At 48.8% G+C, this 25,057-nt stretch carries 31 protein-coding genes and 1 tRNA gene; 26 read left to right on the forward strand and 6 right to left on the reverse strand.

From position 1 onward, the window contains the following. Nucleotide 1 precedes the first annotated feature (1 nt). The 17 genes from aroC (at nucleotide 2) to purD (ending at nucleotide 15,699) form a co-directional block, all read left to right on the forward strand. Nucleotides 2-1,069 carry a chorismate synthase gene (aroC, locus tag L0B52_RS03250; RefSeq protein ID WP_235065112.1) on the forward strand — a complete coding sequence of 356 codons (1,068 nt, stop codon included), beginning with the start codon at nucleotides 2-4 and terminating at the stop codon, nucleotides 1,067-1,069. Then, nucleotides 1,066-2,478 (forward strand): GNAT family N-acetyltransferase, encoded by a 1,413-nt coding sequence (locus L0B52_RS03255; protein WP_235065113.1) that lies wholly within the window; start codon nucleotides 1,066-1,068, stop codon nucleotides 2,476-2,478. The genes aroC and L0B52_RS03255 overlap by 4 nt, the downstream gene beginning before the upstream one ends. Before the next feature lie 45 nt (nucleotides 2,479-2,523). Then, nucleotides 2,524-3,711: a 5-demethoxyubiquinol-8 5-hydroxylase UbiM gene (ubiM, locus tag L0B52_RS03260; RefSeq protein ID WP_409202311.1), complete on the forward strand. Its 1,188-nt coding sequence runs from the start codon at nucleotides 2,524-2,526 to the stop codon at nucleotides 3,709-3,711. 93 nt (nucleotides 3,712-3,804) lie between these two features. Beyond that, nucleotides 3,805-4,005, forward strand: coding sequence for a hypothetical protein (locus tag L0B52_RS03265; RefSeq protein WP_235065115.1), 201 nt, complete (start codon nucleotides 3,805-3,807; stop codon nucleotides 4,003-4,005). 41 nt (nucleotides 4,006-4,046) lie between these two features. Beyond that, nucleotides 4,047-4,541: a GNAT family N-acetyltransferase gene (locus L0B52_RS03270; RefSeq protein WP_235065116.1), complete on the forward strand. Its 495-nt coding sequence runs from the start codon at nucleotides 4,047-4,049 to the stop codon at nucleotides 4,539-4,541. Nucleotides 4,542-4,586: 45 nt separating this feature from the next. Continuing rightward, nucleotides 4,587-5,774: a 5-demethoxyubiquinol-8 5-hydroxylase UbiM gene (ubiM, locus tag L0B52_RS03275; protein WP_409202311.1), complete on the forward strand. Its 1,188-nt coding sequence runs from the start codon at nucleotides 4,587-4,589 to the stop codon at nucleotides 5,772-5,774. A 93-nt stretch (nucleotides 5,775-5,867) separates the two neighbouring features. Then, complete coding sequence (locus L0B52_RS03280; RefSeq protein WP_235065117.1) at nucleotides 5,868-6,338, forward strand: invasion associated locus B family protein; 471 nt, start codon at nucleotides 5,868-5,870, stop codon at nucleotides 6,336-6,338. Nucleotides 6,339-6,440: 102 nt separating this feature from the next. Continuing rightward, a complete protein-coding gene (locus L0B52_RS03285) occupies nucleotides 6,441-7,109 on the forward strand; it encodes an HAD-IB family phosphatase (protein WP_235065118.1) in 669 nt (222 codons plus the stop codon). Beyond that, on the forward strand, nucleotides 7,106-9,436 hold the full coding sequence (locus L0B52_RS03290; RefSeq protein WP_235065119.1) for a helicase HerA domain-containing protein: 2,331 nt from the start codon (nucleotides 7,106-7,108) through the stop codon (nucleotides 9,434-9,436). Before L0B52_RS03285 ends, L0B52_RS03290 begins: the two co-directional genes overlap by 4 nt. Before the next feature lie 97 nt (nucleotides 9,437-9,533). Further along, the gene (gene minC / locus L0B52_RS03295; RefSeq protein WP_235065120.1) at nucleotides 9,534-10,244 is read left to right on the forward strand and encodes a septum site-determining protein MinC; all 711 of its coding nucleotides are present in this window, start codon (nucleotides 9,534-9,536) and stop codon (nucleotides 10,242-10,244) included. A gap of 27 nt (nucleotides 10,245-10,271) precedes the next feature. Then, entirely contained in the window at nucleotides 10,272-11,090 is an 819-nt protein-coding gene (minD, locus tag L0B52_RS03300) for a septum site-determining protein MinD (RefSeq protein ID WP_235065121.1), read from the forward strand. Next, nucleotides 11,087-11,377 (forward strand): cell division topological specificity factor MinE, encoded by a 291-nt coding sequence (gene minE / locus L0B52_RS03305; RefSeq protein ID WP_235065122.1) that lies wholly within the window; start codon nucleotides 11,087-11,089, stop codon nucleotides 11,375-11,377. Before minD ends, minE begins: the two co-directional genes overlap by 4 nt. 5 nt (nucleotides 11,378-11,382) lie before the next feature. After that, a complete protein-coding gene (locus tag L0B52_RS03310; protein WP_235065123.1) occupies nucleotides 11,383-11,775 on the forward strand; it encodes an RNA-binding S4 domain-containing protein in 393 nt (130 codons plus the stop codon). After that, complete coding sequence (gene gorA, locus L0B52_RS03315; RefSeq protein ID WP_235065124.1) at nucleotides 11,775-13,130, forward strand: glutathione-disulfide reductase; 1,356 nt, start codon at nucleotides 11,775-11,777, stop codon at nucleotides 13,128-13,130. The genes L0B52_RS03310 and gorA overlap by 1 nt, the downstream gene beginning before the upstream one ends. A 17-nt stretch (nucleotides 13,131-13,147) precedes the next feature. Beyond that, nucleotides 13,148-13,750: a bifunctional nicotinamidase/pyrazinamidase gene (gene pncA, locus L0B52_RS03320; protein WP_235065125.1), complete on the forward strand. Its 603-nt coding sequence runs from the start codon at nucleotides 13,148-13,150 to the stop codon at nucleotides 13,748-13,750. A gap of 90 nt (nucleotides 13,751-13,840) precedes the next feature. Beyond that, nucleotides 13,841-14,449, forward strand: a complete 609-nt coding sequence (gene purN / locus L0B52_RS03325; protein WP_235065126.1) for a phosphoribosylglycinamide formyltransferase — start codon at nucleotides 13,841-13,843, stop codon at nucleotides 14,447-14,449. Beyond that, nucleotides 14,449-15,699: a phosphoribosylamine--glycine ligase gene (gene purD, locus L0B52_RS03330; RefSeq protein ID WP_409202312.1), complete on the forward strand. Its 1,251-nt coding sequence runs from the start codon at nucleotides 14,449-14,451 to the stop codon at nucleotides 15,697-15,699. Before purN ends, purD begins: the two co-directional genes overlap by 1 nt. Nucleotides 15,700-15,772: 73 nt before the next feature. On the opposite strand, the gene L0B52_RS03335 is transcribed toward purD, so the two are convergent. Genes L0B52_RS03335 through L0B52_RS03355 form a run of 5 tightly spaced genes read right to left on the reverse strand, consistent with a single transcriptional unit; the run spans nucleotide 15,773 to nucleotide 19,669 of the window. Continuing rightward, on the reverse strand, nucleotides 15,773-17,299 hold the full coding sequence (locus L0B52_RS03335; RefSeq protein WP_235065128.1) for an inorganic phosphate transporter: 1,527 nt from the start codon (nucleotides 17,297-17,299) through the stop codon (nucleotides 15,773-15,775). Nucleotides 17,300-17,356: 57 nt separating this feature from the next. Next, nucleotides 17,357-18,280 (reverse strand): DMT family transporter, encoded by a 924-nt coding sequence (locus tag L0B52_RS03340; protein WP_235065129.1) that lies wholly within the window; start codon nucleotides 18,278-18,280, stop codon nucleotides 17,357-17,359. Further along, nucleotides 18,281-18,892 carry a guanylate kinase gene (gene gmk / locus L0B52_RS03345; RefSeq protein WP_235065130.1) on the reverse strand — a complete coding sequence of 204 codons (612 nt, stop codon included), beginning with the start codon at nucleotides 18,890-18,892 and terminating at the stop codon, nucleotides 18,281-18,283. It lies immediately after the preceding gene. A gap of 22 nt (nucleotides 18,893-18,914) precedes the next feature. After that, the gene (locus tag L0B52_RS03350; RefSeq protein ID WP_235065131.1) at nucleotides 18,915-19,226 is read right to left on the reverse strand and encodes a cell division protein ZapA; all 312 of its coding nucleotides are present in this window, start codon (nucleotides 19,224-19,226) and stop codon (nucleotides 18,915-18,917) included. Beyond that, nucleotides 19,223-19,669, reverse strand: a complete 447-nt coding sequence (locus L0B52_RS03355; protein WP_235065132.1) for a hypothetical protein — start codon at nucleotides 19,667-19,669, stop codon at nucleotides 19,223-19,225. The genes L0B52_RS03350 and L0B52_RS03355 overlap by 4 nt, the downstream gene beginning before the upstream one ends. 62 nt (nucleotides 19,670-19,731) lie before the next feature. On the opposite strand from L0B52_RS03355, the gene L0B52_RS03360 reads away from it, so the two are divergent. The 9 genes from L0B52_RS03360 to L0B52_RS03400 all read left to right on the forward strand — a co-directional run bounded on the left by L0B52_RS03360 (nucleotide 19,732) and on the right by L0B52_RS03400 (nucleotide 24,653). Then, the gene (locus L0B52_RS03360) at nucleotides 19,732-20,259 is read left to right on the forward strand and encodes a UPF0149 family protein (RefSeq protein WP_235065133.1); all 528 of its coding nucleotides are present in this window, start codon (nucleotides 19,732-19,734) and stop codon (nucleotides 20,257-20,259) included. A 78-nt stretch (nucleotides 20,260-20,337) separates the two neighbouring features. Beyond that, nucleotides 20,338-20,414: transfer RNA gene (locus L0B52_RS03365), tRNA-Met, on the forward strand. An 83-nt stretch (nucleotides 20,415-20,497) separates the two neighbouring features. After that, nucleotides 20,498-21,118: a DUF882 domain-containing protein gene (locus L0B52_RS03370; protein WP_235065134.1), complete on the forward strand. Its 621-nt coding sequence runs from the start codon at nucleotides 20,498-20,500 to the stop codon at nucleotides 21,116-21,118. Nucleotides 21,119-21,290: 172 nt separating this feature from the next. After that, entirely contained in the window at nucleotides 21,291-21,545 is a 255-nt protein-coding gene (gene rpsP / locus L0B52_RS03375; protein ID WP_235065135.1) for a 30S ribosomal protein S16, read from the forward strand. Between the two features lie 15 nt (nucleotides 21,546-21,560). After that, nucleotides 21,561-22,088, forward strand: coding sequence for a ribosome maturation factor RimM (gene rimM / locus L0B52_RS03380; RefSeq protein ID WP_235065136.1), 528 nt, complete (start codon nucleotides 21,561-21,563; stop codon nucleotides 22,086-22,088). A gap of 4 nt (nucleotides 22,089-22,092) precedes the next feature. Then, nucleotides 22,093-22,839 (forward strand): tRNA (guanosine(37)-N1)-methyltransferase TrmD, encoded by a 747-nt coding sequence (trmD, locus tag L0B52_RS03385; RefSeq protein ID WP_235065137.1) that lies wholly within the window; start codon nucleotides 22,093-22,095, stop codon nucleotides 22,837-22,839. Continuing rightward, the gene (gene rplS / locus L0B52_RS03390; protein ID WP_235065138.1) at nucleotides 22,839-23,201 is read left to right on the forward strand and encodes a 50S ribosomal protein L19; all 363 of its coding nucleotides are present in this window, start codon (nucleotides 22,839-22,841) and stop codon (nucleotides 23,199-23,201) included. Before trmD ends, rplS begins: the two co-directional genes overlap by 1 nt. Before the next feature lie 4 nt (nucleotides 23,202-23,205). Next, nucleotides 23,206-24,045 carry a 3'(2'),5'-bisphosphate nucleotidase CysQ gene (locus L0B52_RS03395; protein WP_235065139.1) on the forward strand — a complete coding sequence of 280 codons (840 nt, stop codon included), beginning with the start codon at nucleotides 23,206-23,208 and terminating at the stop codon, nucleotides 24,043-24,045. A gap of 59 nt (nucleotides 24,046-24,104) precedes the next feature. After that, nucleotides 24,105-24,653, forward strand: coding sequence for an acyl-CoA thioesterase (locus L0B52_RS03400; protein ID WP_235065140.1), 549 nt, complete (start codon nucleotides 24,105-24,107; stop codon nucleotides 24,651-24,653). Between the two features lie 87 nt (nucleotides 24,654-24,740). Here L0B52_RS03400 and L0B52_RS03405 read toward each other — a convergent pair whose 3' ends face one another. Continuing rightward, on the reverse strand, nucleotides 24,741-25,049 hold the full coding sequence (locus L0B52_RS03405) for a hypothetical protein (RefSeq protein WP_235065141.1): 309 nt from the start codon (nucleotides 25,047-25,049) through the stop codon (nucleotides 24,741-24,743). Nucleotides 25,050-25,057 lie beyond the last annotated feature (8 nt).

Consider the following 25,057-nt stretch of genomic DNA (forward strand, 5'->3'; position numbering starts at 1 on the left):
CATGAGCGGTAACAGCATCGGGCGCAGCTTGATTCTCTCCACCTTTGGCGAAAGCCATGGTGTCGCTATTGGTGGCACACTCGATGGCTGCCCGCCAGGCATTGCGCTAGATGCCGCGATGATTCAACAAGACTTAGACCGCCGCAAACCGGGAACATCACGCCACGTTACCCCACGCCGTGAAAGCGATGAAGTTGAGTTACTATCTGGGGTTTTTGAAGGCAAAACGACTGGCACACCGATTGGTTTATTGATTCGTAACGCCGACCAACGCTCACAAGATTACGGACAAATTAAAGAGCAATTTCGCCCGGGGCACGCGGATTTTACCTATCAACACAAATACGGTCTGCGCGACTATCGTGGTGGCGGTCGCGCTTCAGCGCGTGAGACTGCAATCCGCGTGGCTGGTGGTGCGATTGCCAAAGTGGTTCTCGCCACGCTGTGCAACACACGCATCCGCAGTTATGTCTCACAAATTGGCGAACACAAGCTGCATTTTGACGATTGGGCTCATGTGACGAATAACCCATTCCAATGCCCGAATGCTGAACAAGTCCCGACCCTTGAACGCTATCTTTACGATATTCGAAAATCCGGCGATTCGATTGGTGCGGAAATCACCTTAGTTGCAGAATCGGTTCCAGTGGGCTTAGGCGAACCAGTTTTTGATCGCCTGGATGCCGAGTTGGCAAAAGCCTTGATGAGCATCAACGCGGTTAAAGGCGTGTCAATCGGTGATGGTTTTGATGTCATTACCCAAAAAGGCAGCGAACATCGCGATGAGCGCAACGCTAATGAAGGATTTCTGACCAACCGTGCTGGCGGCATCCTTGGCGGGATCAGTAGCGGACAGCCAATTACCGCAAAAATCGCCTTCAAACCCACCTCAAGCATCTTAATTCCTGGACAAAGCACCAATATTCACGGTGAAGACGTATCGGTTGTGACTAAAGGTCGCCACGACCCCTGTGTCGCGTTGCGCGCCTGCCCAATTGTCGAAGCCATGGCGGCGTTAACCCTGTGTGATCACTTCCTGCGTCAGCGCGGACAAACTGGTCGCATGTGACCCCGCGCCGCATTGAGCTGATTTCTTCAGAAGCGTTACCAAAAAATAGCGTTTTTGGCCGCGACCTAGATATTCGCCAATACCGGCAACAGCTAGGTCGCACGCATCACGAGCTTTTTTACGACGCCGAACACGGGCTACACCCAAACGCATTTGCCGCACTCGCTGGAACACTCAGCGCGGGCGGCACCCTATATCTTCATTTACCCGAAACTTACCCTGCTGAAGGTGATCCCGACCATCAGCGAATGATTGACTATGGTGGCGATGTGAGCACTTGCACGAATCATTTTAACGCCCGCCTGCGTCATTTCATTCTCAATCCACCAGCGCAGCAAACCAACACTAGCACCAATCAACCCGCGGATTTTACACGGCAGGCACAAATTGTCGTTGGTCGTCGTGGACGGGGTAAATCGTATTGGTTAGGTGAAAAAATTAATTGGTTAGCCGAGCAAGGGTTTAAACAGATACTCCTTGTTGCCCCATTTCGTCATAACCTTGACTCACTACTTGCTGTGCTCAAAAATCCTACGGCAGTGACCATCCTGCCACCCGATGACGCGCTCAACCGCCTGCCGAGCGCCGATTACCTGATTGTTGACGAAGCCAGCAGCATCCCGCTACATCAACTTCACGCGTTGCTTGCGCACTACCCACAATTTTCCATGGCGGCAACCCTTGATGGCTACGAAGGTCAAGCGCAGCAATTCCGCCATAAACTGCGTCTACCTTGCGAGACGCAGTGGCTTACCTTTACCCAGGCTTACCGTTATCCAGCAAACGACCCGCTCGAGCGCATCATCGAACACGCGTTTTTACTCCATGAACCATTAAGCGAACCTACCCACAAGCAGGCTAAAGGTAAAATAGTACGGATTAACCCGCAACAGCTCGCCAACGATGAAGCACGATTGCGCGCCACCTTTGCCCTACTGCGTCACGCGCATTACCGTCACAGCCCAGCAGACCTTAAACGCTTACTCGATTTACCTGCGCAACAGCTATGGCTGATGGAACACGATAGTGCAGTGATCGGTGTATTACATGTCCTGCACGAATCTCCTTTACCGCCCGAGCTGATCGAAGCGGTGATTGATGGCACGCGGCGTCCTCAAGGTCGCTTGTTGATGCAGCAATTGCTGCGTCGCACAGGCAAGCGCACTTACGGCATGAATCCGCTTAATCGCATCCAGCGCATTGCAGTACATCCCGACTTTCGTCGTCAAGGCATCGCCCGCGCATTAATTAGTGCGGCAAGCCATGAACTTAGCGCCCCACTCGGGGCAAGTTATGCTAAAAATGACGCACTTGAACACTTTTGGCACGCCCTTGGTTTTTACAACCTCACAGCAAATAACCAGCAACGCTCAACCAGCAATATATGCCTGGAAGTTAACGCCCCTTAATACGTCGTTTATGCTAAACTTTGAGCGATATTTAACTAAGGTGACATCATGAGACATAGCGATATTATTGTGGTCGGCGGTGGACCTGCCGGTTTGAGTTTTTGTCGTTCATTAGCAGGTAGTGGCCTATCGATTACTGTGGTTGATAATCACGACGCTGCAGAGCTTGAAAACGCGCCATTTGATGGTCGCGAAATTGCGCTAACCCACCCGTCAAAACATACTCTTGAAGCCACCGGGATTTGGCAACATATTCCCTCTAATGAGATTTATAACCTTCGCGAAGCTTCAGTGGTTAATGGTGATTCACCCTATTCATTGCATTTCCCACTACCTGAGACCAACCGCAAGAATCAGCCGATTGAGACCTTAGGTTATCTGGTGACCAACCACCTGATTCGTCGAGCCGCTTATGCCGCGTGTCTTGAGCAAGACAACATCACTTGGTGCCTGGGACGTAAAGTCGTCTCCGCTAAAAGTGATGCTAATGCCGCGTATGTCACTCTTGATGACGAGACCCAGCTCTCTGCCGATCTGTTGATTGCTGCTGACAGCCGTTTTTCATTCGTACGGCGTGAAATGGGCATCCCAACCGATATGCACGATTTCGGTCGCACGGTGATGGTGTTCCGCCTAGAGCACACCATCAGCAATGATCATACCGCTTTTGAATGTTTTTTCTACGGTAGCACCCTGGCATTACTCCCACTCACCGATAATATGACCAACTGCGTGGTCACCATTGACACCCGCAAACTACACACCTTAAAAGCGATGAACGACGAAGAGCTTGCCAACCACATTGCCGAACAAGTCGATCATCGCTTTGGCGAGATGAAGCTAGCCAGCACCATTCACGACTACCCACTTATGGGGGTTCATGCTCGCCGCTTTTACGCGAACCGCTGCGCATTGGTTGGTGATGCCGCCTGTGGTATGCACCCAGTCACCGCGCACGGCTTTAACCTCGGTCTACAAAGTCAGGCCATTTTAAGTCGGTTAATTTTACGCCAAGCGGGTCAAGGTAAAGATATTGGCGCGGCTGAAGTATTAACCCGTTATCACCGTGAGCACGTAAAAAACACCCGCTTGCTTTATCACGGCACCAATGCGATCGTGAAACTCTTCACCCAAGAATCGCGACCGGCAAAAATCGTTCGTGATGGGGTGTTACGTTTGAGCAACCGCCTACCGCCACTCAAAACGCTAATCACACGCCAGCTCACGGGATAATGGCGAAGCATTCATATTTAACACTTGGGCTTTAAAGACAATCTTGCTACACTGCTCGCGTTATTTTTGTGGATCATAATCAGGAGTATCATTATGAACAAGAGCATTAAAGCCTTATCTCTAGCTGCCTTAGCTGCACTGAGTTTTGGCGCACAAGCCAAGGTAAGCGAAGGTCAGGCCTATGGCGACTGGAAAGGTGTGTGTAAAGACGGTGAGTGTGGTATTACACAAACGGTTAACAACGACAGCGGCCAACCAGTTGGACAAATTATCATCCGTAAAAAGGTAAAATAGTACGGATTAACCCGCAACAGCTCGCCAACGATGAAGCACGATTGCGCGCCACCTTTGCCCTACTGCGTCACGCGCATTACCGTCACAGCCCAGCAGACCTTAAACGCTTACTCGATTTACCTGCGCAACAGCTATGGCTGATGGAACACGATAGTGCAGTGATCGGTGTATTACATGTCCTGCACGAATCTCCTTTACCGCCCGAGCTGATCGAAGCGGTGATTGATGGCACGCGGCGTCCTCAAGGTCGCTTGTTGATGCAGCAATTGCTGCGTCGCACAGGCAAGCGCACTTACGGCATGAATCCGCTTAATCGCATCCAGCGCATTGCAGTACATCCCGACTTTCGTCGTCAAGGCATCGCCCGCGCATTAATTAGTGCGGCAAGCCATGAACTTAGCGCCCCACTCGGGGCAAGTTATGCTAAAAATGACGCACTTGAACACTTTTGGCACGCCCTTGGTTTTTACAACCTCACAGCAAATAACCAGCAACGCTCAACCAGCAATATATGCCTGGAAGTTAACGCCCCTTAATACGTCGTTTATGCTAAACTTTGAGCGATATTTAACTAAGGTGACATCATGAGACATAGCGATATTATTGTGGTCGGCGGTGGACCTGCCGGTTTGAGTTTTTGTCGTTCATTAGCAGGTAGTGGCCTATCGATTACTGTGGTTGATAATCACGACGCTGCAGAGCTTGAAAACGCGCCATTTGATGGTCGCGAAATTGCGCTAACCCACCCGTCAAAACATACTCTTGAAGCCACCGGGATTTGGCAACATATTCCCTCTAATGAGATTTATAACCTTCGCGAAGCTTCAGTGGTTAATGGTGATTCACCCTATTCATTGCATTTCCCACTACCTGAGACCAACCGCAAGAATCAGCCGATTGAGACCTTAGGTTATCTGGTGACCAACCACCTGATTCGTCGAGCCGCTTATGCCGCGTGTCTTGAGCAAGACAACATCACTTGGTGCCTGGGACGTAAAGTCGTCTCCGCTAAAAGTGATGCTAATGCCGCGTATGTCACTCTTGATGACGAGACCCAGCTCTCTGCCGATCTGTTGATTGCTGCTGACAGCCGTTTTTCATTCGTACGGCGTGAAATGGGCATCCCAACCGATATGCACGATTTCGGTCGCACGGTGATGGTGTTCCGCCTAGAGCACACCATCAGCAATGATCATACCGCTTTTGAATGTTTTTTCTACGGTAGCACCCTGGCATTACTCCCACTCACCGATAATATGACCAACTGCGTGGTCACCATTGACACCCGCAAACTACACACCTTAAAAGCGATGAACGACGAAGAGCTTGCCAACCACATTGCCGAACAAGTCGATCATCGCTTTGGCGAGATGAAGCTAGCCAGCACCATTCACGACTACCCACTTATGGGGGTTCATGCTCGCCGCTTTTACGCGAACCGCTGCGCATTGGTTGGTGATGCCGCCTGTGGTATGCACCCAGTCACCGCGCACGGCTTTAACCTCGGTCTACAAAGTCAGGCCATTTTAAGTCGGTTAATTTTACGCCAAGCGGGTCAAGGTAAAGATATTGGCGCGGCTGAAGTATTAACCCGTTATCACCGTGAGCACGTAAAAAACACCCGCTTGCTTTATCACGGCACCAATGCGATCGTGAAACTCTTCACCCAAGAATCGCGACCGGCAAAAATCGTTCGTGATGGGGTGTTACGTTTGAGCAACCGCCTACCGCCACTCAAAACGCTAATCACACGCCAGCTCACGGGATAATGGCGAAGCATTCATATTTAACACTTGGGCTTTAAAGACAATCTTGCTACACTGCTCGCGTTATTTTTGTGGATCATAATCAGGAGTATCATTATGAACAAGAGCATTAAAGCCTTATCTCTAGCTGCCTTAGCTGCACTGAGTTTTGGCGCACAAGCCAAGGTAAGCGAAGGTCAGGCCTATGGCGACTGGAAAGGTGTGTGTAAAGACGGTGAGTGTGGTATTACACAAACGGTTAACAACGACAGCGGCCAACCAGTTGGACAAATTATCATCCGTAAAATTGCTGAAGCGGATAACCAATTGATGATGTTTGTCACCGTTCCTTTAGGCGTTAACTTGCGTGCCGGTATGGCCCTTGCCGTTGATGGTAAAGAGTTAGGTGTTGCCCCTTATGACTTTTGTACAGAAGGTGGCTGTAATGCCGCGGTTGCGCTGACTAATGAAATCGCAGGTAAGATCAAAGCCGGGAATGTCCTACAAGTTGCCGCGTTTATTGTTGACGAACAGCAAACTATGGGATTCTCGCTTAAAGGTGTCACCAACGGTATTAATAGCCTATAAGGTTAGCCACCATAATGCACACAATGCCCGACTTGCTCGGGCATTTTTATTTTTATCGACAAATCTATTACACTAGCGGTTACCTACTGCTTTGGGACAACTATGACCGCTTTATCTTTTACGCCGGATGGCGTTCTTTTTGATTGTGATTCTACCCTCTCCACCATTGAAGGCATCGACGAACTCGCAGAAATCACCGATTGCCAAGAGGAAATTGTCACCCTTACCAATCAAGCAATGAACGGTGAAGTCCTGCTAGAAGACGTTTACGCCAAACGCTTAGCCATCATCCGACCACACCGATTCGATATAGAGCATGTCGCTAATATGTATTGCGAAACGATGACCACGGGCGCAAAAGCAGTCATCGCCGCGCTAAAAGCGGCCGGCATTCGTGTTGGTATTGTCAGCGGTGGACTGCGCGAAGCCATTCTTCCGCTGGCAGAGGAATTATCCATCGCTCCTGAAGACGTTTTTGCCGTTGATATCGCTTTTAACGATAGCGGATACTACGAAAACCTGATCCCGTCGCCCTTAGCAACCGCAAAGGGTAAATACGAAGTAGTTGCCGCGTGGAAAAAGCACCATCAACTGGAGCGCGTTGTGTTGATTGGTGATGGCGCGAGTGATGTTGCCGCATTAGGTGCAGCCGATGCAGTGATTGGTTATGGCGGTGTGGTCGCACGTGAAAATGTGCGTCATGACGCGAGCTTGTTTTATACTGAACGTGATTTGCTCGGTTTGCTAGCCCTTCTAGGAGTACAGGGATGAACATCGAAGAACAGATTGGCCAGTTTTATATCGGCACCGATATTGATGATAAAAACGCTGCGATCAATTACGATGCCGCCGATTTAACCACCCATGCGGTCATCGTTGGCATGACAGGTTCGGGTAAAACCGGCCTCGGTATCGGCCTGCTTGAAGAAGCCGCACTGGATAGCATTCCAGTGATTGCGATTGATCCTAAAGGCGATTTGGGTAACTTGGCGCTCAATTTCCCCCAAACCCGTGCGCAAGATTTCGCACCGTGGGCGGATGAGGCCATGCTAACCCAAGCTGGAATGAGTCGCGACGAGTGGGCAGAAAAAACCGCCAAAACCTGGCGTGAAGGCATTGCCGGAAGTGGGCAAGGTCCTGAGCGCATGCAGGCGCTTAAAGACGCCAACCCGGTCACTATTTATACCCCGGGCAGCCAAGATGGCGTCCCCTTATCGTTACTTGCCGATCTTGCACCACCCAATCAAACCATACGCAGCGACATCAACGCCTATAGTGAGGCACTCGATGCCACAGCCGCCGCGCTACTCTCACTCATCGGCAACGCCGGCGATCCTCTCGCACCCACCCATGTGTTCCTGACCCAAGTTTTACGCCACCATTGGGACGCCGAACGCTCGCTAACCCTTGCCGAACTGATCAAAGCGATTCTCGAGCCGCCCTTTGCCAGCCTTGGTGTGATGCCGCTCGATGATGTGATTAGCGCTAATGAACGCCGTAAACTGGCGATGAGCTTAAACAGCCTGCTCGCCTCTCCATCATTTGCCAACTGGATGAATGGCAAACCGCTTGATTGTCAGCGCCTGTTTTACGATAGCGAATTGCGCCCACAAACTGCAGTACTCAATATCGCACATTTAAGCGACAGTGAGCGGATGTTCTTCGTCACCCTGTTACTGTCCAACTTAATCTCATGGATGCGTCAGCAACCCGGCAGTGGCTCGTTGCGCGCGATTGTCTATATGGATGAAATTTTTGGCTACCTACCGCCAACCGCCAATCCACCGAGCAAAACCTTATTTCTTACTCTACTTAAACAGGCGCGTGCTTACGGCCTGGGCTTGGTCCTTTCCACGCAAAACCCGGTTGATCTTGATTATAAAGCGCTGTCAAACGCCGGTACATGGTTTGTCGGTCGCTTACAAACCGCACAAGATCGCGCCCGTCTGCGCGATGGACTGCTGTCTGCCAGTAGCGCTCAATTCTCAGCCGATGATCTCGACAATGCCTTAGACAAACTCGGCAAACGGGTGTTTTTACTGCATAACATTCACGAACAAACGCCTTGTCTATTCCACACCCGTTGGGTGATGAGTTATTTAGCCGGCCCGATGGATAGCCAACGCCTGAAACAACTCAAACCCAAAGACTTTGCCGAAACAAACACGATTCAAGCCCAGTCAAAGCTCGAAAGTGCACCCGTTCTCCCTGAAGGGGTTCGCGCGTATTATGCGCCAAGCGTGGCAGATGACAGTGGCCTTACCCATTATCATGCCCATTTGCTCGCCCATGCTAAAATTTTCTACAGTGATAAAGTCAGCGATACGCGCCACGAAACCTTACTCAAACTGCGTATCCCATTTAATGACAACGCTGAGCCAGATTGGCAAAAAGCCACGCCGTTAAAACTTGCCCAGGCACAACTGGGCAATACCCCACAACGCCCGGTAAATTTTGACGGAGTGCCATCAACACTCAGTAACGCCGATCACTGGAAAACCTGGGATAAAGCACTTGGCACATACTTACGCCAAGAGCAAACCCTCAGCGTGCTCTTCCACAAAGAAATTGGTATCTATAGCGAGGCTGATGAAGACGAGCAGAGCTTCCGTCAACGTATCATTCCTGAGGCGCACGCGGCGCGCGACAGCGCGATGAATGCCTTACGCCAAAAATACGCGAGCAAACAGAGTACGTTAGAAAGACAGCTGATTACCGCAGAGACTCGCGTTGATCGCGAAAGCAGTCAAAGCAGCCAAAGTATGATTGATGCGGGCCTTAGCATTGGTAGCGCCCTGCTCGGCGCGTTTATGGGGCGCAAGGTGATGAGCAAAACCAATATGCGCGCGGCAAGTAGCGCCTTACGTCGTGCCGGACGCGTTCAGCAGCAACGTCAAGATGTAGCAAACGCGGAGGCAAAACTCACCATCATCCAAGAGCAGCTCGACACGCTAGATGCCAACCTTGCCGCAGAGCTGATGGCGCTGCGTCAACAATTCGACCCTCAGACTATGCCCTTAGAAACCCGTACCATTACCGCGCTGGCTCGTGACATCGACATTAAGGAACTCGCTGTGCTTTATACCACCCAAAGCTGATAAAATGATTTGCAGATTATGCACATCTTGGGCTTGAGCCTGACCTTATAAAACCGTATCATTAGCGCATTAACGTAATCATTATTTTGGATTTTTTGTGTTTAAAACACGTCATACCCCTATCACAACGATTGAGCTTAATGATTTAAGCGCCGAAGGCGTCCGCAACACCCTAGCAGAAAAGCTAAAATCCGCACCGTCGGATTTTTTTACGGCCATGCCGATTGTCGCTGACCTGCAGCAAGCGAGCGCTGATCGGTCTTCTTTAGAAGCGCTCAAATCATTATTTGCCGACCAACAGCTCACCTTAATTGGTCTGTGCAACCACCAAGTCAGCACAGACGTTTTACATGCGGTTCAATTAGCTGATATTACCCTACAAACCGCTGCTAATAATCCAGGCGAGTCACAAAGCAAACCAGCGAGCAAAGCAAAGCCTGAAACAAAATCGCCAGCTAAAGCACCAAATAACAGTGCTGCGCAAACGATGGTGATTCGTCGCCATGTTCGCTCAGGACAGCGTATCTACGCCCAAGGTAGCGATTTAGTGATCATCGGCACAGTAGGTGCTGGTGCTGAAATTATCGCTGATGGTAATATTTCGGTTTTTGGCTCCTTACGTGGCCGCGCTTTTGCTGGTGCTAAAGGCGATAATGCGTGTTTCATCTATTGCAGTGAATTAACTGCTGAGATCCTTTCCATCGCAGGTTGCTATCAGAATATGGAGCAGCTTGAGGTATATAAAGGGCAAAAGAATTGTTTGATAACCTTAACCGACGATGCGAGCATGAAAGTCGTATCGATATGATTTTTACTAAAATAAGGATAGCCGTAAATGAGTAAGATAATCGTCGTTACCTCCGGCAAAGGTGGCGTAGGCAAAACAACAACCAGTGCCAATATCTCAACAGGACTCGCGCTGAAAGGCCACAAAACGGTGGTTATTGATTTTGATGTAGGCCTGCGTAACTTAGATTTGATCATGGGCGTTGAACGCCGTGTGGTTTATGACTTAGTTAATGTCATTAATGATGAAGCGAACCTCAGCCAAGCATTAATTCGCGATAAACGGGTCGAAAATCTGTATATTCTGCCAGCCTCACAAACCCGTGATAAAGATGCGCTCACTATTGAAGGCGTGGCAAAAGTCATGGATGAACTTAAAGCGATGGATTTTGAGTATATTATTTGTGACTCACCAGCCGGTATTGAGCGTGGCGCATTGATGGCGCTCTATTTTGCTGATGAGGCGATCATCACGACCAACCCGGAAGTCTCTTCGGTACGCGACTCTGACCGGATTTTAGGCATTTTATCAAGCAAATCCCGACGTGCTGAAGAAGGCGAAGAGCCGGTTAAAGAGCACCTTGTCATCACCCGCTATAACCCACAGCGGGTTAGCATGGGCGAAATGTTGAGCGTTGAAGATGTGATCGAAATTCTCGCGATAAAATTGCTGGGGGTTGTTCCAGAATCAGAAGCGGTGCTTTCTGCCTCAAACCAGGGTGAACCAGTCATTTTACAAAGCGAGTCCAACGCCGGACAAGCGTATTCCGATATGGTTGAGCGCTTACTTGGCGACGAACTTCCCCACCGATTTTTAGAAGCCAAACGTAAAGGCTTTATGTCTAAACTGTTTGGAGGTAGATCATGAGTATTTTTGATCGCTTTTTCCGCCGCACACCTTCTTCTGCACAAAAAGCCAAAGAGCGTTTGCAGATTATTGTCGCCCATCAACGTGATGGTCGCGAAAGCAATAAGCGTAACGAGCCAGCGTTTATGGCCGATATGAAACGTGAAATTCTCGAAGTCGTCAAAAAATATGTCGATATTGGAGAACAAGACGTGGAAGCCAATATTTCTAAAGAAGGCGATACCGATGTCCTTGCGCTCAATATCAACCTCCAAGATCATGAAAAGGTTGAGCAGCAAGAAAGCTAACAAACATGAGCACTTCGGCGCGGTTAGACCAATGGCTATGGGCGGCAAGATTTTACAAAAGCCGCCCATTAGCGGTTAACGCGATCAAAAATGGTCGTGTGCAGGTTAACGGTCAACGCGCCAAACCAGCGCGCCAGATTAGCGAAGGTGATACCCTCTATATTTGCAAACAAGCTGGACTCGAATTTGATGTTGTGGTCTTAGAGGCAGCCGATAAACGTGTCTCAGCGAGCATCGCACAAACCTTTTATCGTGAAACCGAGGAAAGTATTGCGCGCCGTGAAGCATTGCAAGAACAAATGAGCGCTGCAAAAGCTATGGTTGATTTTCCAAACCGCCGCCCCGATAAACGTGATAGACGTAATATTCGTGCGATAAAGCACCATAGAGAGGAATAATGAGTAATACCTTTGATTTAATCTGTATTGGCGGTGGCAGCGGCGGCATTGCCACTGCGCGACGCGCGGCTGAATATGGCGCTAAAGTAGCGGTTATCGAGAATTCACGCCTAGGCGGCACCTGTGTCAACGTCGGTTGTGTGCCGAAAAAGATCTTTTGGTATGCCGCCAATACCGCTGAAGCATTAGAAAATGCGCCAATTTATGGTTTTAACGATGTTGGCAATGCGGCGAGCTTTAACTGGCGCGCGTTTAAAAAAGACCGTGACGCTTACATCACGCGCCTCAACGGTATTTATGCCAACAATCTTGAAAAAGATGGGATCACACGCATCGAAGGGTTTGCACAATTTGTCGATGAACAGAGCATTGAGGTTAACGGCGAAATCTATCAAGCCAAACATATCGTGATTGCTACGGGTGGCAAACCCTTTATCCCGAATATCGAAGGCGCTGAACACGGCATCACATCCGATGATTTTTTTGCCCTGGCCGAGCAACCCAAACAAGCCATCATCGTCGGCGCTGGTTATATCGCCTGTGAGTTAGCCGGTGTTTTACAAGCGCTCGGCACGCAATGCACTCTGGTTGTGCGCAAGCCGCGTATCTTGCGCGAATTAGATAGCGATATCAGCGAGAGCCTCGAAGAAGCGATGAGAGAGCAAGGCATCAATTTACGCCTGGAAAGCGAAATCAGCAGCGTCAGTAAACAGGAAAATGGCCATTTATTGGTTAAATTAAACAACGGCGATACGCTACAAAGCGATTGTTTGCTGTGGGCAACCGGGCGTACGCCGAATGTTGATGCGTTGAACTTAGCGGCCACTGAAGTGGCGCAAAATGATGACACTACCATTACGGTAGATGACTATCAAAACACCAATATTCCCGGCATTTACGCCTTAGGCGATGTCACCGGTCAGATGGACCTTACCCCTGTCGCGATTGCGGCCGGACGTAAACTTGCCGCACGCCTGTTTGACGACCAACCTGAGTCCAAGCTTGATTATGAGAACATCCCTACAGTGATGTTTACCCACCCACCGATCGGCACTGTGGGCTTGGGCGCAGAAGAGGCGATTAAAACCTATGGTGAAGATGAGATTACCGTCTATCGTGCCAAATTTACCCCGATGGCGCGCACCTTTGCCGCGCATAAACCGAAAACGCTGATGAAATTAATCTGCCAAGGTAAGGCTGAGCGCGTGATTGGTATTCAAATGATTGGTGATGGGGTTGATGAAATGCTGCAAGGCTTTGCTGTTGCGGTCAAGATGGGGGCGGCGAAAGCGGATTTTGATGACACGGTTGCCATTCACCCAACCAGCGCTGAGGAATTAGTAACCCTGCGCTAAAACGTTGTGAGAACTCTATGCTAAAAAACACCACCTTACTGCTCGTTGATATCCAAAATGGCTTTATGCCTGAGGGTGAACTCCCGGTAGCAGAAGGTGATCAGATTGTACCGATCGTCAATGCACTGATCCCAGATTACCCCTTAGTGGTCGCGAGCCAAGACTGGCACCCGAGCAATCACAGTAGTTTTGCCGCTAATCATCCAGGCAAACACCCTTTTGAACAAATTAATTTGCATGGCCTGGAGCAGGTACTCTGGCCGATTCATTGCGTGGCTGGCTCGCATAGCGCAGCGTTTCATCCGGATTTAGACGAACGCCAAATAGCCGCTGTTTTCCGTAAAGGGATGAACCCGGATATTGACAGCTATAGCGCCTTTTATGATAACGGTCATCGCCAGCACACCGGCCTTGCCGATTATCTGCGCGCCCATCAAATTAGCACGATCCATATCGCAGGACTCGCTGCCGATTACTGCGTGTATTTTACGATTAAAGACGCCCTCGCAGAAGGATTCAACGTCACCTTACACCGCGCAGCGACCCGCGCGATTGACCCCGAACAATATAAACAGCAGCTTAGCGAACTCAACAAACACCCTGCATTCAGCACAACCTGACCTGTCGAGCATTTTCTCACTGCTGAATTGGTCAAACTGCCCTGAATTTCGTTATACTGTCGGCTTTCTCGAACAAGTTAAGGAATACGTATGGGCGCAAAGCTCACGGTGATGATTTCAGGTGGTGGCAGCAATTTAAAGGCGTTGATTGACGCTTGCGCTAATCACACCATCGATGCAGAAATTATTGCTGTCATGGCCGATCGTGAATGCGCTGGTCTCAACCATGCCGTTAGCGCCCACATTCCCTTTTATCAGATCGACCGCAAACTGCCCCGCGAGCAATTTATCGATAGCTTGCAACGCACAATTCCTGAACAAACGGATCTGATTATTCTCGCCGGTTATTTAAGCATTATTCCTGCTGCGCTCATTGATGCCTACCCACAGCGGATCATCAACCTACACCCTTCTTTACTGCCAAAATTTGGCGGTGCCGGTATGTATGGCTTACGTGTTCATCAAGCCGTGTTAGATGCTGGTGAGACCCAAAGTGGCTGCAGCGTACATTATGTCGATCATGGTATTGATACCGGTGAAGTCATCGCCCAAGCTGAAGTTCCTGTTCACCCTGATGATGATGCACAACGCTTACAACAACGCGTACAACAGCAAGAACACGCCCTGCTTACGCGCACCGTTGCTGATTTATGCCACACTTTTACCCATAAAACCAACCAACAGGATACCCCATCATGATTCATGTGCTGATTATTGGCGGCGGTGGTCGCGAACACGCCATCGCCTGGAAACTCTCACAAGACCCACGCATCGGAACGATTTATGTTGCACCAGGTAACGGCGGCATCGATGAACTTGAACGCACGGAAAATATTGCCTTAACCGGGGTTGATGAATTATTCGAATTTGCCAAAGACCGCGATATCGACCTGACTTTTGTCGGCTCAGAAGCGCTGTTAGTTGAAGGGATTGTTGACCGCTTTCAAAGCGCCGGCCTGACCATTTTTGGCCCTGACCAACAAGCCGCGCAACTTGAAGGCAGTAAAGCGTATGCTAAATCGTTCATGAAAAAATACGGCGTAAAAACCGCCGCTTATGAGCGTTTCATCAACCTTGATGCCGCTAAAGAATATGTTGCAAACGCTGATTATCCTTTGGTGATTAAAGCCAGCGGTCTTGCGGCCGGTAAAGGGGTGATTATTTGCCAAAACCAGGATGAGGCCGAGACAGCATTACACGAGATGATGGTTGATAAACGCTTTGGTGAAGCTGGAGAAGAAATTGTCATTGAAGCTTTTTTAACCGGTTTTGAAGCCTCCATTTTGAGCTTTACTGACGGTAAAACCATCCTCACCATGCCAGCCGCTAAAGACCATAAAACGATTGGCGAAGGCAATACCGGCGAAAACACCGGTGGCATGGGGGTAGTTTGCCCACATCCCGCGTTTAGCGCAGAACACGAAGCCGCTTTTCAACAAGACATTGTTGCGCCGACCTTGGCCGGCCTGCAAGCTGAAGGTATGGCTTTTGCCGGCGTGATCTTCTTCGGGTTAATGATCAACGATGACGGCGTCTTTTTGCTTGAATACAATATGCGTATGGGCGACCCTGAAACTCAGGCCATTTTACCCTTGTTACGCAGCCCACTGCTCGATCCGGTGATGGCGGCGATTGAACAGCGCTTAGACGAAATCACCCTCGACTGGCGAGATAAACATGCCGTTTGTGTGGTTGCCGCGGCTGAAGGATACCCTGGCGACTACCAAACCGGGGAAACGATTGAATATATCGAACAAGCGCGTTTCTTCAGCCAAGTCTTTTTAGCTGGCGTCAAACACCACAATGATGAATACCTCACCAACGGTGGACGTGTGCTGAATGTGGTCGGTTTGGGTGACTCACTCGAGCAAGCGCGTAGCACCGCTTACAGCAGTATCGATAAAATTGCCTTTAAAGGGATTACCTACCGCCGTGATATTGGCGAATAAGCCTTCTTGATATCTTACCAAGGTATTGTAGCGTTAAGCCGCACAAGAGAATCTCTGTGCGGCTTTATATTATTCAGATGAACTGATAGCCGAATAAGAAGCACAATGCAGCAATCAGTGCCGCCGCTGGCACCGTAATGACCCAAGCAGCAGCAATCGGCTTCATTAACGCCCAATTGGCGTTGCGGTTAGCCAAACCAATACCCAGCACCGCGCCAACCAAAATATGCGTACTTGAAACCGGCAAACCAAAGACTGACGCGAGCAGTACTACGATCGCTGCCGATAACTCAGCGGTAAACCCAGAAGCCGGGTTCATTTCCGCTAAATGCGTACCAACCGTGGCAATCACTTCTTTACCGATAAACCACAGTCCGGCCACCATCGCCATACCAAAAGCGACCATTGCCATCGTCGGCACTGGCGCAGCCGTGGAGATAGCATTGTTACGAAGCGCATCCAAAATCGCGACAAACGGACCAATCGCGTTAGCGATATCGTTCGAACCATGACTAAAAGCGAAGGCAGAGGCGGTAAACACTTGCATCCAGCTAAATAAAATATAGACCTGACGACGTAATTTTTTGCGCTTCATACGCTTGATAAAGCTATAAACCAGCATCCAAATAACCATACCAAACATCAGAATCAACATCGTTTTTTCAAAGCCGCTAAAGCCTAATTGCAGGTTCTTTAGCCCTTTGAGCAACAACATCGCCACGATCATCATGCCCCCGAGCGCGGCCAGCACCGGCGCCCAACGCTGCATGGCAGCAAACGCCTGCTCGTCTTGATGCTTCTTCTCTTCTTTATCCAGCGGAGTTTCAACAGGTTCAACTTGCAACATATTGCGCATTGCGACAATTTGTTTGCTCATATTACGGTGAAAACTCGGGCGGATATTTTTTACCCGGCGTGCGTAGTCATCGTGATCGTGCTTACCCGGTTTATAAATCAGAATATATTTACGAATCAAACGGAACACAGTAAACGACATCAAGCCACCAAGTAGCGGAGAGAGCACCCAAGAAGCAACAATTTGTCCAATTTTTGACCACTGGACCAACGCCAGCGCATCAGCATCCGGTAACACAAAAGCCAAGGCAATCGACGCGCCAACAATCCCGCCGATAATAGAATGCGTGGTCGAGACTGGCCAACCGCGCCGTGTCGCGAACAGTAGCCATAAAGCTGCGGAAATCAGCGCGGCCATCATAATCAACACAAACGCTAACGGCTCAACATCAATCACCGACAAATCAACAATCCCTTTACGAATCGTATCGGTGACATGCCCACCAGCGAGCACCGCCCCACTGACTTCAAAAACTGCGGCAACCGCTAGCGCTTGCGGGATAGTTAGCGTCCCAGCACCTACCGATGTGCCGAATGAGTTCGCCACATCATTACCGCCGATATTAAACGCCATGAACAGGCCAAATACAGCAGCAAGAAAAAAGAGCGTAATATGGTTAAATTGGGTGTAGTTGAGCCCCCAATAGAGAAAGGCGGCCGTTGTGAGTAAGAATAAGATAATTAAACTGCGATTAAGCGACTGGTTAGCGTCCGCCATACTCGACGGTTTGGATGCTTTACTCATATTTGTTAGGTTGTTACATTAATTTTTTGCGGATTGTACGAGCAAAGCATAGAACAATCAAGCTATGCTCAAGCGTCGTTGTTGACGATACGCGCCGTATTCTGATGTCGCAATACCACTAAAGACCAACAGCAGCGATAAGACATGATAGTTTGCGAGCTGTTCATCAGCAAAAACAGCCACCCCCATCAAGGCGCCAAAAACAGGTAAGAAATTCATCGTCAGCGCAGCACGACTCGCACCAATCTGCAGCACACTTTCCATATAAAACAGCTTAGAGATAATCGAAATCACCACCGCAGCATAAGCCACCATAGCCACGCTCTGCCAAGAGAAATTTGATAGCGCTCCTTGGTTAACGCCATAAGCATAAAAAGGTAGCGAAGCGAGCAAGCCCCCCACGCACATCGCCCATAAAAGACTTAACCAATGCACTTTAGGCGCATAACGCAACGCTACAGAATACACAATATAAATCGCTGTGCTGAGCAGCGCTAAAGAGTCCCCACGGGCAAAATTCAGCTGCAGTAGTTGGCTCAAATCACCACGACTAAGCACCACACACACGCCAATAAACGCACACAACACCCCAAGCCATTGAGCGAAATGCGCGCGTTCGCGGAACACCAGCACATTAATCAGTAACACCCCAACCGGAATCAACGCCGTAATAATCGATACATTAATCACCTGCGCGCCTATTTGAAAAGCGCTATAAAGAATGATGTTAAACAGGCCAAAAGAAAACCCACCCATCAGCAATAAATAGAGCCAGCGTTTTTTAAGTACTGACCAATCGGTGCGAATCACTTTTCGACCAAACCAACTAAGCACAAGCACCGCCAGTAACCAGCGATAACAGGTCAGCTCAAACGGCGTAATTACACCACGTGCTAGTTTACCAATCACATTACTACTCGCCCAAATAATCGGCGCTAAGACAAGCATCACATACGGATGCGGTAGGATATTTTGTTTCACTTATTGACCCAATTTACGCAACAACGGTTCTAAATCAACCTGACGACGCTCACGCTCCAAACGTGCTGAACGCAACAAGCACCGCAAATCATTTGCCGCACGCGCAAAATCATCATTGACAATCACATACTCAAAATGACGGTAATGGCTGATTTGCTCAACCGCTTCATCCATACGTTGTTCAACCACCGCTACATCATCTTGCCCGCGTCGCGTTAAGCGCTCATGCAACGCTTGCAAAGAAGGTGGCAATAAAAAGACGCTTTTTGTGTCAGGACGCTTTTGCATCACTTGTTCTGCGCCCTGCCAGTCGATGCTCAAAATCACATCTTGTCCGGCGTCAAGCAGCGCATCCACCTGAGCACCAGAGGTCGCATAAGCATGATTAAATACTTGCGCCCACTCAAGAAAATCACCCGCTTGCGCGAGTCCGTCAAACGCTTCTTGGTCGATAAAATGATAGTGCACACCATCTTGTTCGCCCGGCCGGCGAGCACGCGTGGTATGCGACACTGATTCAACCACATGGTCTAAAGTAGCGACCATTTCTGCAATCAGTGAGGTTTTCCCGCCACCAGAAGGTGCGGCGATAATCCAGAGCTGCCCTTTCATGTCTATTCCCAGCAAATGATGCTTATTTATTTAGTGGTAATTCACCATTAGCCATATCGAGTGCGCTGATTAACCGCGCACTCAACTGATTCACGCTACTGACCTCATGTGCTAACGTTTGGCGTTCTTGTAATAAATCAAAGGTCATTTGTAGCGCGCCCATAACCAATAGTCGTTCGTGTGAGAGCTTAGGGTTGGCATTGCGTAGATCTTGTAAATGGGTATTGAGCAATTCAGCCGATTCGATCAACAAGTTACGGTCATGTGGTTCACACATCAGCTGATAGGGATTTTCTAATACGCTGAGCGAGACTTTAATTTTCTCTTTACTCATACTTCAACTCCTCGCACACGATCAATCAAGGCATCCTTAACACAATTCGCTGCTTCTAATTGTTCAGTAAATTGCGCTTTTTGTTGCGCTAAGGTAGCTTGTAATTCTTTTAACTCATTATGATGGGCTTGCTCGAGCTGTTGGACTCGCTCGCTCGTTTGCGCTTCGAGCGCTGCATATTGTTGCTGCCAATGCTGCTCGACACCAGCGACTTTCGCTTGGTACGCCTCATTCTGCTGCTGTTTTTGCCCATCACTTTCTTTACGCAGCTCATCCAGCGAGCGTTCATGCGTATTTTTCTGCTGTTCATGCTTGTCTAACAGCTGCTGATGGTCTTTTTCTAATTGACTGTATTGTTGATTGAGCTTACGCCACGCTTTCAATAATGCATTAACGCCTTGCTCTACACGTTTTAATTCGTCAAGATGTAAACGTTCAGGCATAGAACTTACTCCCTAGGTTATCTTTAGCTATACTATCATTTTTCATATTTATAGGGCATCGAATGTCAGATTTTTTACACTACAACGCATTTGCTGAACTGATTGAACATCAAGGTTGGTGGTTTCATCCCAGTGAAGCACATGGCATTTTGAGCGGACTCATTTGTGCTGATCATGAAAACCAACGCAATACGCTGCTCTTCCCAGAGGGCGAAACTGAGCTAGGCGAACAAACCTTAGAAGCGCTGAGCACGCATATCCAAAGTAAATTGGCTGGCCGAGAGCTACGTTTTCAACTACTGCTTCCTGAAGATAAAGACTTAAGCGCTCGTGCAGAAGCGCTGGGCTTTTGGGCACAAGGCTTTCATCTGGCCGTACAATACCTGCGCGAAAAAACGCTTTTTACCCCGAGCGATGATGCCCGTGACGCATTGGAAGATTTAGAAGCGATGAGTCAACTTGATCCGGATATCAAGGATAATGAAAAAAACCGCCGCCTGCTCAATACCCTCGAAGAACACGCACGCATGGTTGCGCTATTAATTTATGCCGATACGCGACAAGCGAAACCACAAAACACAGCATCGTAATAAAAAACGCACTAGAAAAATCGCGCAACACTTGACATCGCCTTCGCTGCTCGGCATAATGCCGCGCTTCTCATTTTTGGCTACGTAGCTCAGCTGGTTAGAGCACATCACTCATAATGATGGGGTCCCCTGTTCGAATCAGGGCGTAGCCACCAATACCACATTTTTATAAAATAAGCTTGAATAAAGATAAGCATTGGTTTATTATCAATTGTGATCTAATAAAACGGTAACTTTTATGATGCAAAGAAATGCCTCTAAGCGCCCTATTTCTTTTACCGATTTTGAACATGGCGATGATTGCCCGTGTTGCACACATCAACACCGACGTACATTTATTAAAACCTTAGCGGTTGCGAGCGCCGGGATTTTACTGCCCAGCGAATGGGTAAAAGCGGCTAGTAGCCGTGAGCGCCTGATCAAAATGCACAATCCGCACACTGGCGAAAATCTTCGTACCGTGTTTTGGACGCCAGATTATGGCTACATTCAGCCATCAATGAATCAAATCAACACCTTTTTCCGCGATTTCCGTCAGAATAAAGTCGTACCCATCGATATTGATTTGTTAAATATCTTGCATTATGTGCAAAGCAACATCGGGCAAAGCCGCACGTTAGAATTACACAGCGGTTACCGTTCACCAGCGACCAATAATATGCTGGCAAGCCGCTCCAATAACGTTGGCAAAAAAAGCTATCATATGCGCGCACAAGCTGCTGATATTTCGGTCAAAGGCATCGGTTCCCGCGAACTAAAGAGCATCGCTAAACGCCTTAACGCTGGCGGCATCGGTCTATACCGTGGATCAAGCTTTATCCACGTTGATAGCGGCCCTGTTCGCGAGTGGTACTATTAAAAAATCCAGATCAAGCGCGATCTCGAATCAACGCCATCATTGAACGCAATAGTTGATGATGGCGTAAGTTTTATACTTGCAAGACAATAAAAAACCAGCAAAACGCTTTCTTTTTCTAAAAAAATCCGTACAATATCCCTCTTTTTTACACCGTTTCATTTACGAGGAACCTATGTTAGCTATTCGTCTCGCCCGTGGTGGCTCCAAAAAACGTCCATTTTATCATGTAGTTGCCACTGACAGCCGCAACGCTCGTGATGGTCGCTTTATCGAACGCCTGGGCTTTTTCAACCCAATCGCGCGCGGTCAGGAAGAAGAACTTCGCTTAGACATCGAGCGCATCGAATACTGGGTTAGCCAAGGTGGCAAACTTAGCGATCGCGTTAACAGCCTGATCAAACAATACAAAAAAGCACAAACCGCTTAATTTTTTCATACCGCCATGAATACCCCGCCCAATCTCATTGTGCTCGGGCGGATTGTCGGCGTGCATGGTGTCCGCGGCTGGGTCAAAGTCTATTCTGACTGTCGGCCGCGAGAAGCCATTTTTTCTTACGCGAACCTCTACGCACAGCGTGGCAATCAACCGCCAACAACCCTCAAGCTCGAATGTGGCAAAATGCAAGGCAAGGGCCTGATTGCCAAGTTTAGCGAGTGTAATGACCGTGATAGCGCTTATGCCTTACATGGCCTTACCCTGCTTGTCGATCGAGCTGACCTGCCCACAACTGCTGATAATGAATATTATTGGGCCGATCTTAAAGGCCTGGAAGTGGTTAATTTAGACAATCAGCCGCTTGGCACGGTAGCAGATTTATTTGAAACCGGCGCTAACGATGTGATGGTGGTCAAAAACGCACACAACAAAGAGCAGCTCATCCCATTCGTTCAGCCTGATTATGTTCGTGAGATTGATTTTTCATCATCCAGGATCATCGTTGACTGGTCAGATGATTGGTTAAGCGACTAATCTCATGCAATTTGATCTTGTCTCCATTTTCCCGGAAATGATCACCCAGTGGTTTGAGCAAGGGGTGGTCGGACGCGCTGTGGCCAAAGAGTTGATTACAATCAACACATGGAATCCACGCGAATACAGCGAAGACCGTCACCAACGCGTTGATGATCGTCCTTTTGGTGGTGGTCCTGGGATGGTGATGCAATACGCACCATTGGCTGAAACCGCAAACGCGATTAATGCCAGCGAACCAAAGCCTTTTCATGTTTATCTCAGCCCTCAAGGTGAGCCTTTAACCCAAGCCTTAGCAGGTAAACTGGCTGAACAGCCGCGCTTAGCATTATGGTGTGGTCGTTATGAAGGCGTTGACCAGCGCTTTATTGATCAACATATTGATTTAGAAATCTCTATCGGCGATTTTGTCCTCTCCGGAGGCGAATTGGCAGCGGCCGTGCTCATCGATACGGTCAGCCGATTAATCCCTGGCGTGCTAGGAGATGCAAATTCTGCAGCTGAAGATTCGTTTCAACAAGCAATATTTGATCATCCGCACTATACAAGACCGGAAATTGCTGGTAGAATCCCCGCCCCTGAAATCCTACTCAGTGGCAATCATGCGCACATTGCTAAATGGCGCCTGAAAGAAGCGCTGGGTCGAACATTTTTACAACGCCCCGATTTAATCACCCGGCTGGTGCTCACAACAGAGCAGGAAGCGTTGTTAGCTGAATTTTTGCAAGAATATCATATCGGAGAGCTGTGATGAGCAACATCATTGATACATTAGAACAAGAGCAGTTCAAGAGCGATCTGCCTGAATTTAACCCTGGCGACACGGTTGTTGTGCAGGTTAAAGTTCGTGAAGGTAACCGTGAGCGTCTACAGGCGTTTGAAGGCGTCTGCATCGCGAAACGCAACCGTGGCATCGGTTCATCATTTACCGTGCGTAAAATCTCACACGGTGAAGGTGTTGAGCGTGTATTCCAAACCCACAGCCCGTTAGTTGACTCTATTACAGTCAAGCGTCGTGGCGATGTTCGTCGTGCTAAGTTGTACTACTTACGTGGCTTGGAAGGTAAAGCAGCGCGTATTAAAGAGAAGCTGGCTAGCAAAAAGCCTGCCTAAGCGCATGTTAACATCTCGCGATCAGCAACTGGTTGCGCAACTCACCGCGCTGTGTCATGAAACCAGCGCGGTGATTTTGTCTTATTACCGTGATCAGTCCACGCTGAACATCACTCAGAAAGACAATAACACCCCGCTTACTGAAGCCGACCTTGCCGCACATGATGCCTTACTCAATGGCTTACCCAAGATTCTTAAGCTACCGATTATCAGTGAAGAATCCAGCCCAGAAGTGCATCAGCAGCGCCATAGCGACTATTGGTTGATTGACCCGATTGATGGCACACGAGAATTCATCGAACACACCGATGAATTCTGTATCGCTATCGCGCGCATCGAGAACCACCGCCCTACGCTAGCCTATATCTACGCACCAACCACTGGTAAGTATTGGTTTGCGCTGCACGGCAAAGGCACTTATAAGGGTGATAGCACTTCACCTGAAGTCAAACGTCTTTACGGGCGCAGCATTGCAGACCCGGCTACGATTATTACCGCACGCATCAAGCTTTCTAGGCGTATGAATGGTTATCTGCGCAATCTTTTTGGCGACTATACCCGCACCACGCGTGGCAGCGCCTTGAAGTTTTGTGTGATCGCTGAAGGTGGTGCGGATATTTATCCAAAGCTGTCTTATACGACCAGCGAATGGGATATTGCCGCCGGCGATTTACTTTTGTCCGAAACCGGCGGTGGCATCGTTTTATTTGACAACACTGTCCCGCGCTACGGCTGTAAGGATGACACACTTAACCCCCCTTTTCTCGCCTATGGTGGTGGCATCAGCGAAACACAAATAGCTGAGTATTGCCGGATCATGCGCGAAGTCCTTACGCAAAACTAATCGCTTGCGCTGGCACACGATCATACTGATAATGGTTCTATCTGTCAGACGAGGTCATCATGCACGAATTTAAATGCCCAAACGATAGCGAAATCCTCATGGCGCTGTTGATGCAGCCTGAATACGCCAATTTTGGTGGCAATATCCACGGCGGCTATTTACTCTCACTCATGGACCAAGCAGCGTATGCTTGTGCCAGTAAACACGCTCAGGCTTATTGTGTAACCGCTTCGGTCAATACGGTTAATTTTCGCACCCCGATTCATGTCGGCGATCTCATCTCTATCAAAGCCCGTGTGAACTACACAGGCGCCACTTCAATGGTGATCGGACTGCGTGTTGAGGCGGAAAACCTCATTCAAGGCACGGTACGCCACAGTAACTCGAGCTACTTTACGATGGTCGCAAAAGATAATGACGGCCATCCACAACGCGTCCCTGGCCTGATTTTGCGTAATAATGAAGACGTGCGCCGCTTTGTTCGTTCGCACGAACGTCGCGAGGAAAGAAGAAGTAGTGAACAACGCTTCAATGATCGTCAGTTTAGTGTTAACGACGATATTTTAGATTGGTTAAACAGACAAAATGCACAATTAAAGCTCGATTAAGCAGTTAATACGGTGTTTAAATCGTGTAGACATTAAAAAACCAGCATGACGCTGGTTTTTTAATGAACGAAAGAGGTGTGCTCTTAATTATTGAGCATTCTGCAACTCTTTCATTTCTTCCATCATTCCTTTCATTTTTTCCATTTCTGCTTGAGCGCTAACACACTCTTGTTCCGCTTTTTTGCGATCATCATCGCTCATATTTTTCCATTCTTCGCGCGCTTTTTCCATATCCGCATCCAGCTGTTTCAGCATGTCTTTAGCCTCTGGCATATCTCCTGCCATTTCTTTGACCGAATCAGCGAGATCCGTACACGCCTTAGGCAACTCATCATTACTGCCACACGCTGCTAAACCCAATACCGCAGCCATACTCAAAGCCATCCATTTTTTCATCGTGCTAT

The organism is Suttonella sp. R2A3 (assembly GCF_021513215.1).
In the GTDB taxonomy this organism is placed as follows: domain Bacteria; phylum Pseudomonadota; class Gammaproteobacteria; order Cardiobacteriales; family Cardiobacteriaceae; genus JAHUUI01.

Coding starts and splice junctions, on each gene's coding strand:
- aroC (WP_235065112.1), top strand. CDS start 2: ATGAGCGGTAACAGCATCGGGCGCAGCTTGATTCTCTCCACCTTTGGC.
- L0B52_RS03265 (WP_235065115.1), top strand. CDS start 3,805: ATGAACAAGAGCATTAAAGCCTTATCTCTAGCTGCCTTAGCTGCACTG.
- L0B52_RS03280 (WP_235065117.1), top strand. CDS start 5,868: ATGAACAAGAGCATTAAAGCCTTATCTCTAGCTGCCTTAGCTGCACTG.
- L0B52_RS03285 (WP_235065118.1), top strand. CDS start 6,441: ATGACCGCTTTATCTTTTACGCCGGATGGCGTTCTTTTTGATTGTGAT.
- L0B52_RS03290 (WP_235065119.1), top strand. CDS start 7,106: ATGAACATCGAAGAACAGATTGGCCAGTTTTATATCGGCACCGATATT.
- minD (WP_235065121.1), top strand. CDS start 10,272: ATGAGTAAGATAATCGTCGTTACCTCCGGCAAAGGTGGCGTAGGCAAA.
- minE (WP_235065122.1), top strand. CDS start 11,087: ATGAGTATTTTTGATCGCTTTTTCCGCCGCACACCTTCTTCTGCACAA.
- L0B52_RS03310 (WP_235065123.1), top strand. CDS start 11,383: ATGAGCACTTCGGCGCGGTTAGACCAATGGCTATGGGCGGCAAGATTT.
- gorA (WP_235065124.1), top strand. CDS start 11,775: ATGAGTAATACCTTTGATTTAATCTGTATTGGCGGTGGCAGCGGCGGC.
- pncA (WP_235065125.1), top strand. CDS start 13,148: ATGCTAAAAAACACCACCTTACTGCTCGTTGATATCCAAAATGGCTTT.
- purN (WP_235065126.1), top strand. CDS start 13,841: ATGGGCGCAAAGCTCACGGTGATGATTTCAGGTGGTGGCAGCAATTTA.
- L0B52_RS03335 (WP_235065128.1), bottom strand. CDS start 17,299: ATGAGTAAAGCATCCAAACCGTCGAGTATGGCGGACGCTAACCAGTCG.
- gmk (WP_235065130.1), bottom strand. CDS start 18,892: ATGAAAGGGCAGCTCTGGATTATCGCCGCACCTTCTGGTGGCGGGAAA.
- L0B52_RS03350 (WP_235065131.1), bottom strand. CDS start 19,226: ATGAGTAAAGAGAAAATTAAAGTCTCGCTCAGCGTATTAGAAAATCCC.
- L0B52_RS03355 (WP_235065132.1), bottom strand. CDS start 19,669: ATGCCTGAACGTTTACATCTTGACGAATTAAAACGTGTAGAGCAAGGC.
- L0B52_RS03360 (WP_235065133.1), top strand. CDS start 19,732: ATGTCAGATTTTTTACACTACAACGCATTTGCTGAACTGATTGAACAT.
- L0B52_RS03370 (WP_235065134.1), top strand. CDS start 20,498: ATGATGCAAAGAAATGCCTCTAAGCGCCCTATTTCTTTTACCGATTTT.
- rpsP (WP_235065135.1), top strand. CDS start 21,291: ATGTTAGCTATTCGTCTCGCCCGTGGTGGCTCCAAAAAACGTCCATTT.
- rimM (WP_235065136.1), top strand. CDS start 21,561: ATGAATACCCCGCCCAATCTCATTGTGCTCGGGCGGATTGTCGGCGTG.
- trmD (WP_235065137.1), top strand. CDS start 22,093: ATGCAATTTGATCTTGTCTCCATTTTCCCGGAAATGATCACCCAGTGG.
- rplS (WP_235065138.1), top strand. CDS start 22,839: ATGAGCAACATCATTGATACATTAGAACAAGAGCAGTTCAAGAGCGAT.
- L0B52_RS03395 (WP_235065139.1), top strand. CDS start 23,206: ATGTTAACATCTCGCGATCAGCAACTGGTTGCGCAACTCACCGCGCTG.
- L0B52_RS03400 (WP_235065140.1), top strand. CDS start 24,105: ATGCACGAATTTAAATGCCCAAACGATAGCGAAATCCTCATGGCGCTG.
- L0B52_RS03405 (WP_235065141.1), bottom strand. CDS start 25,049: ATGAAAAAATGGATGGCTTTGAGTATGGCTGCGGTATTGGGTTTAGCA.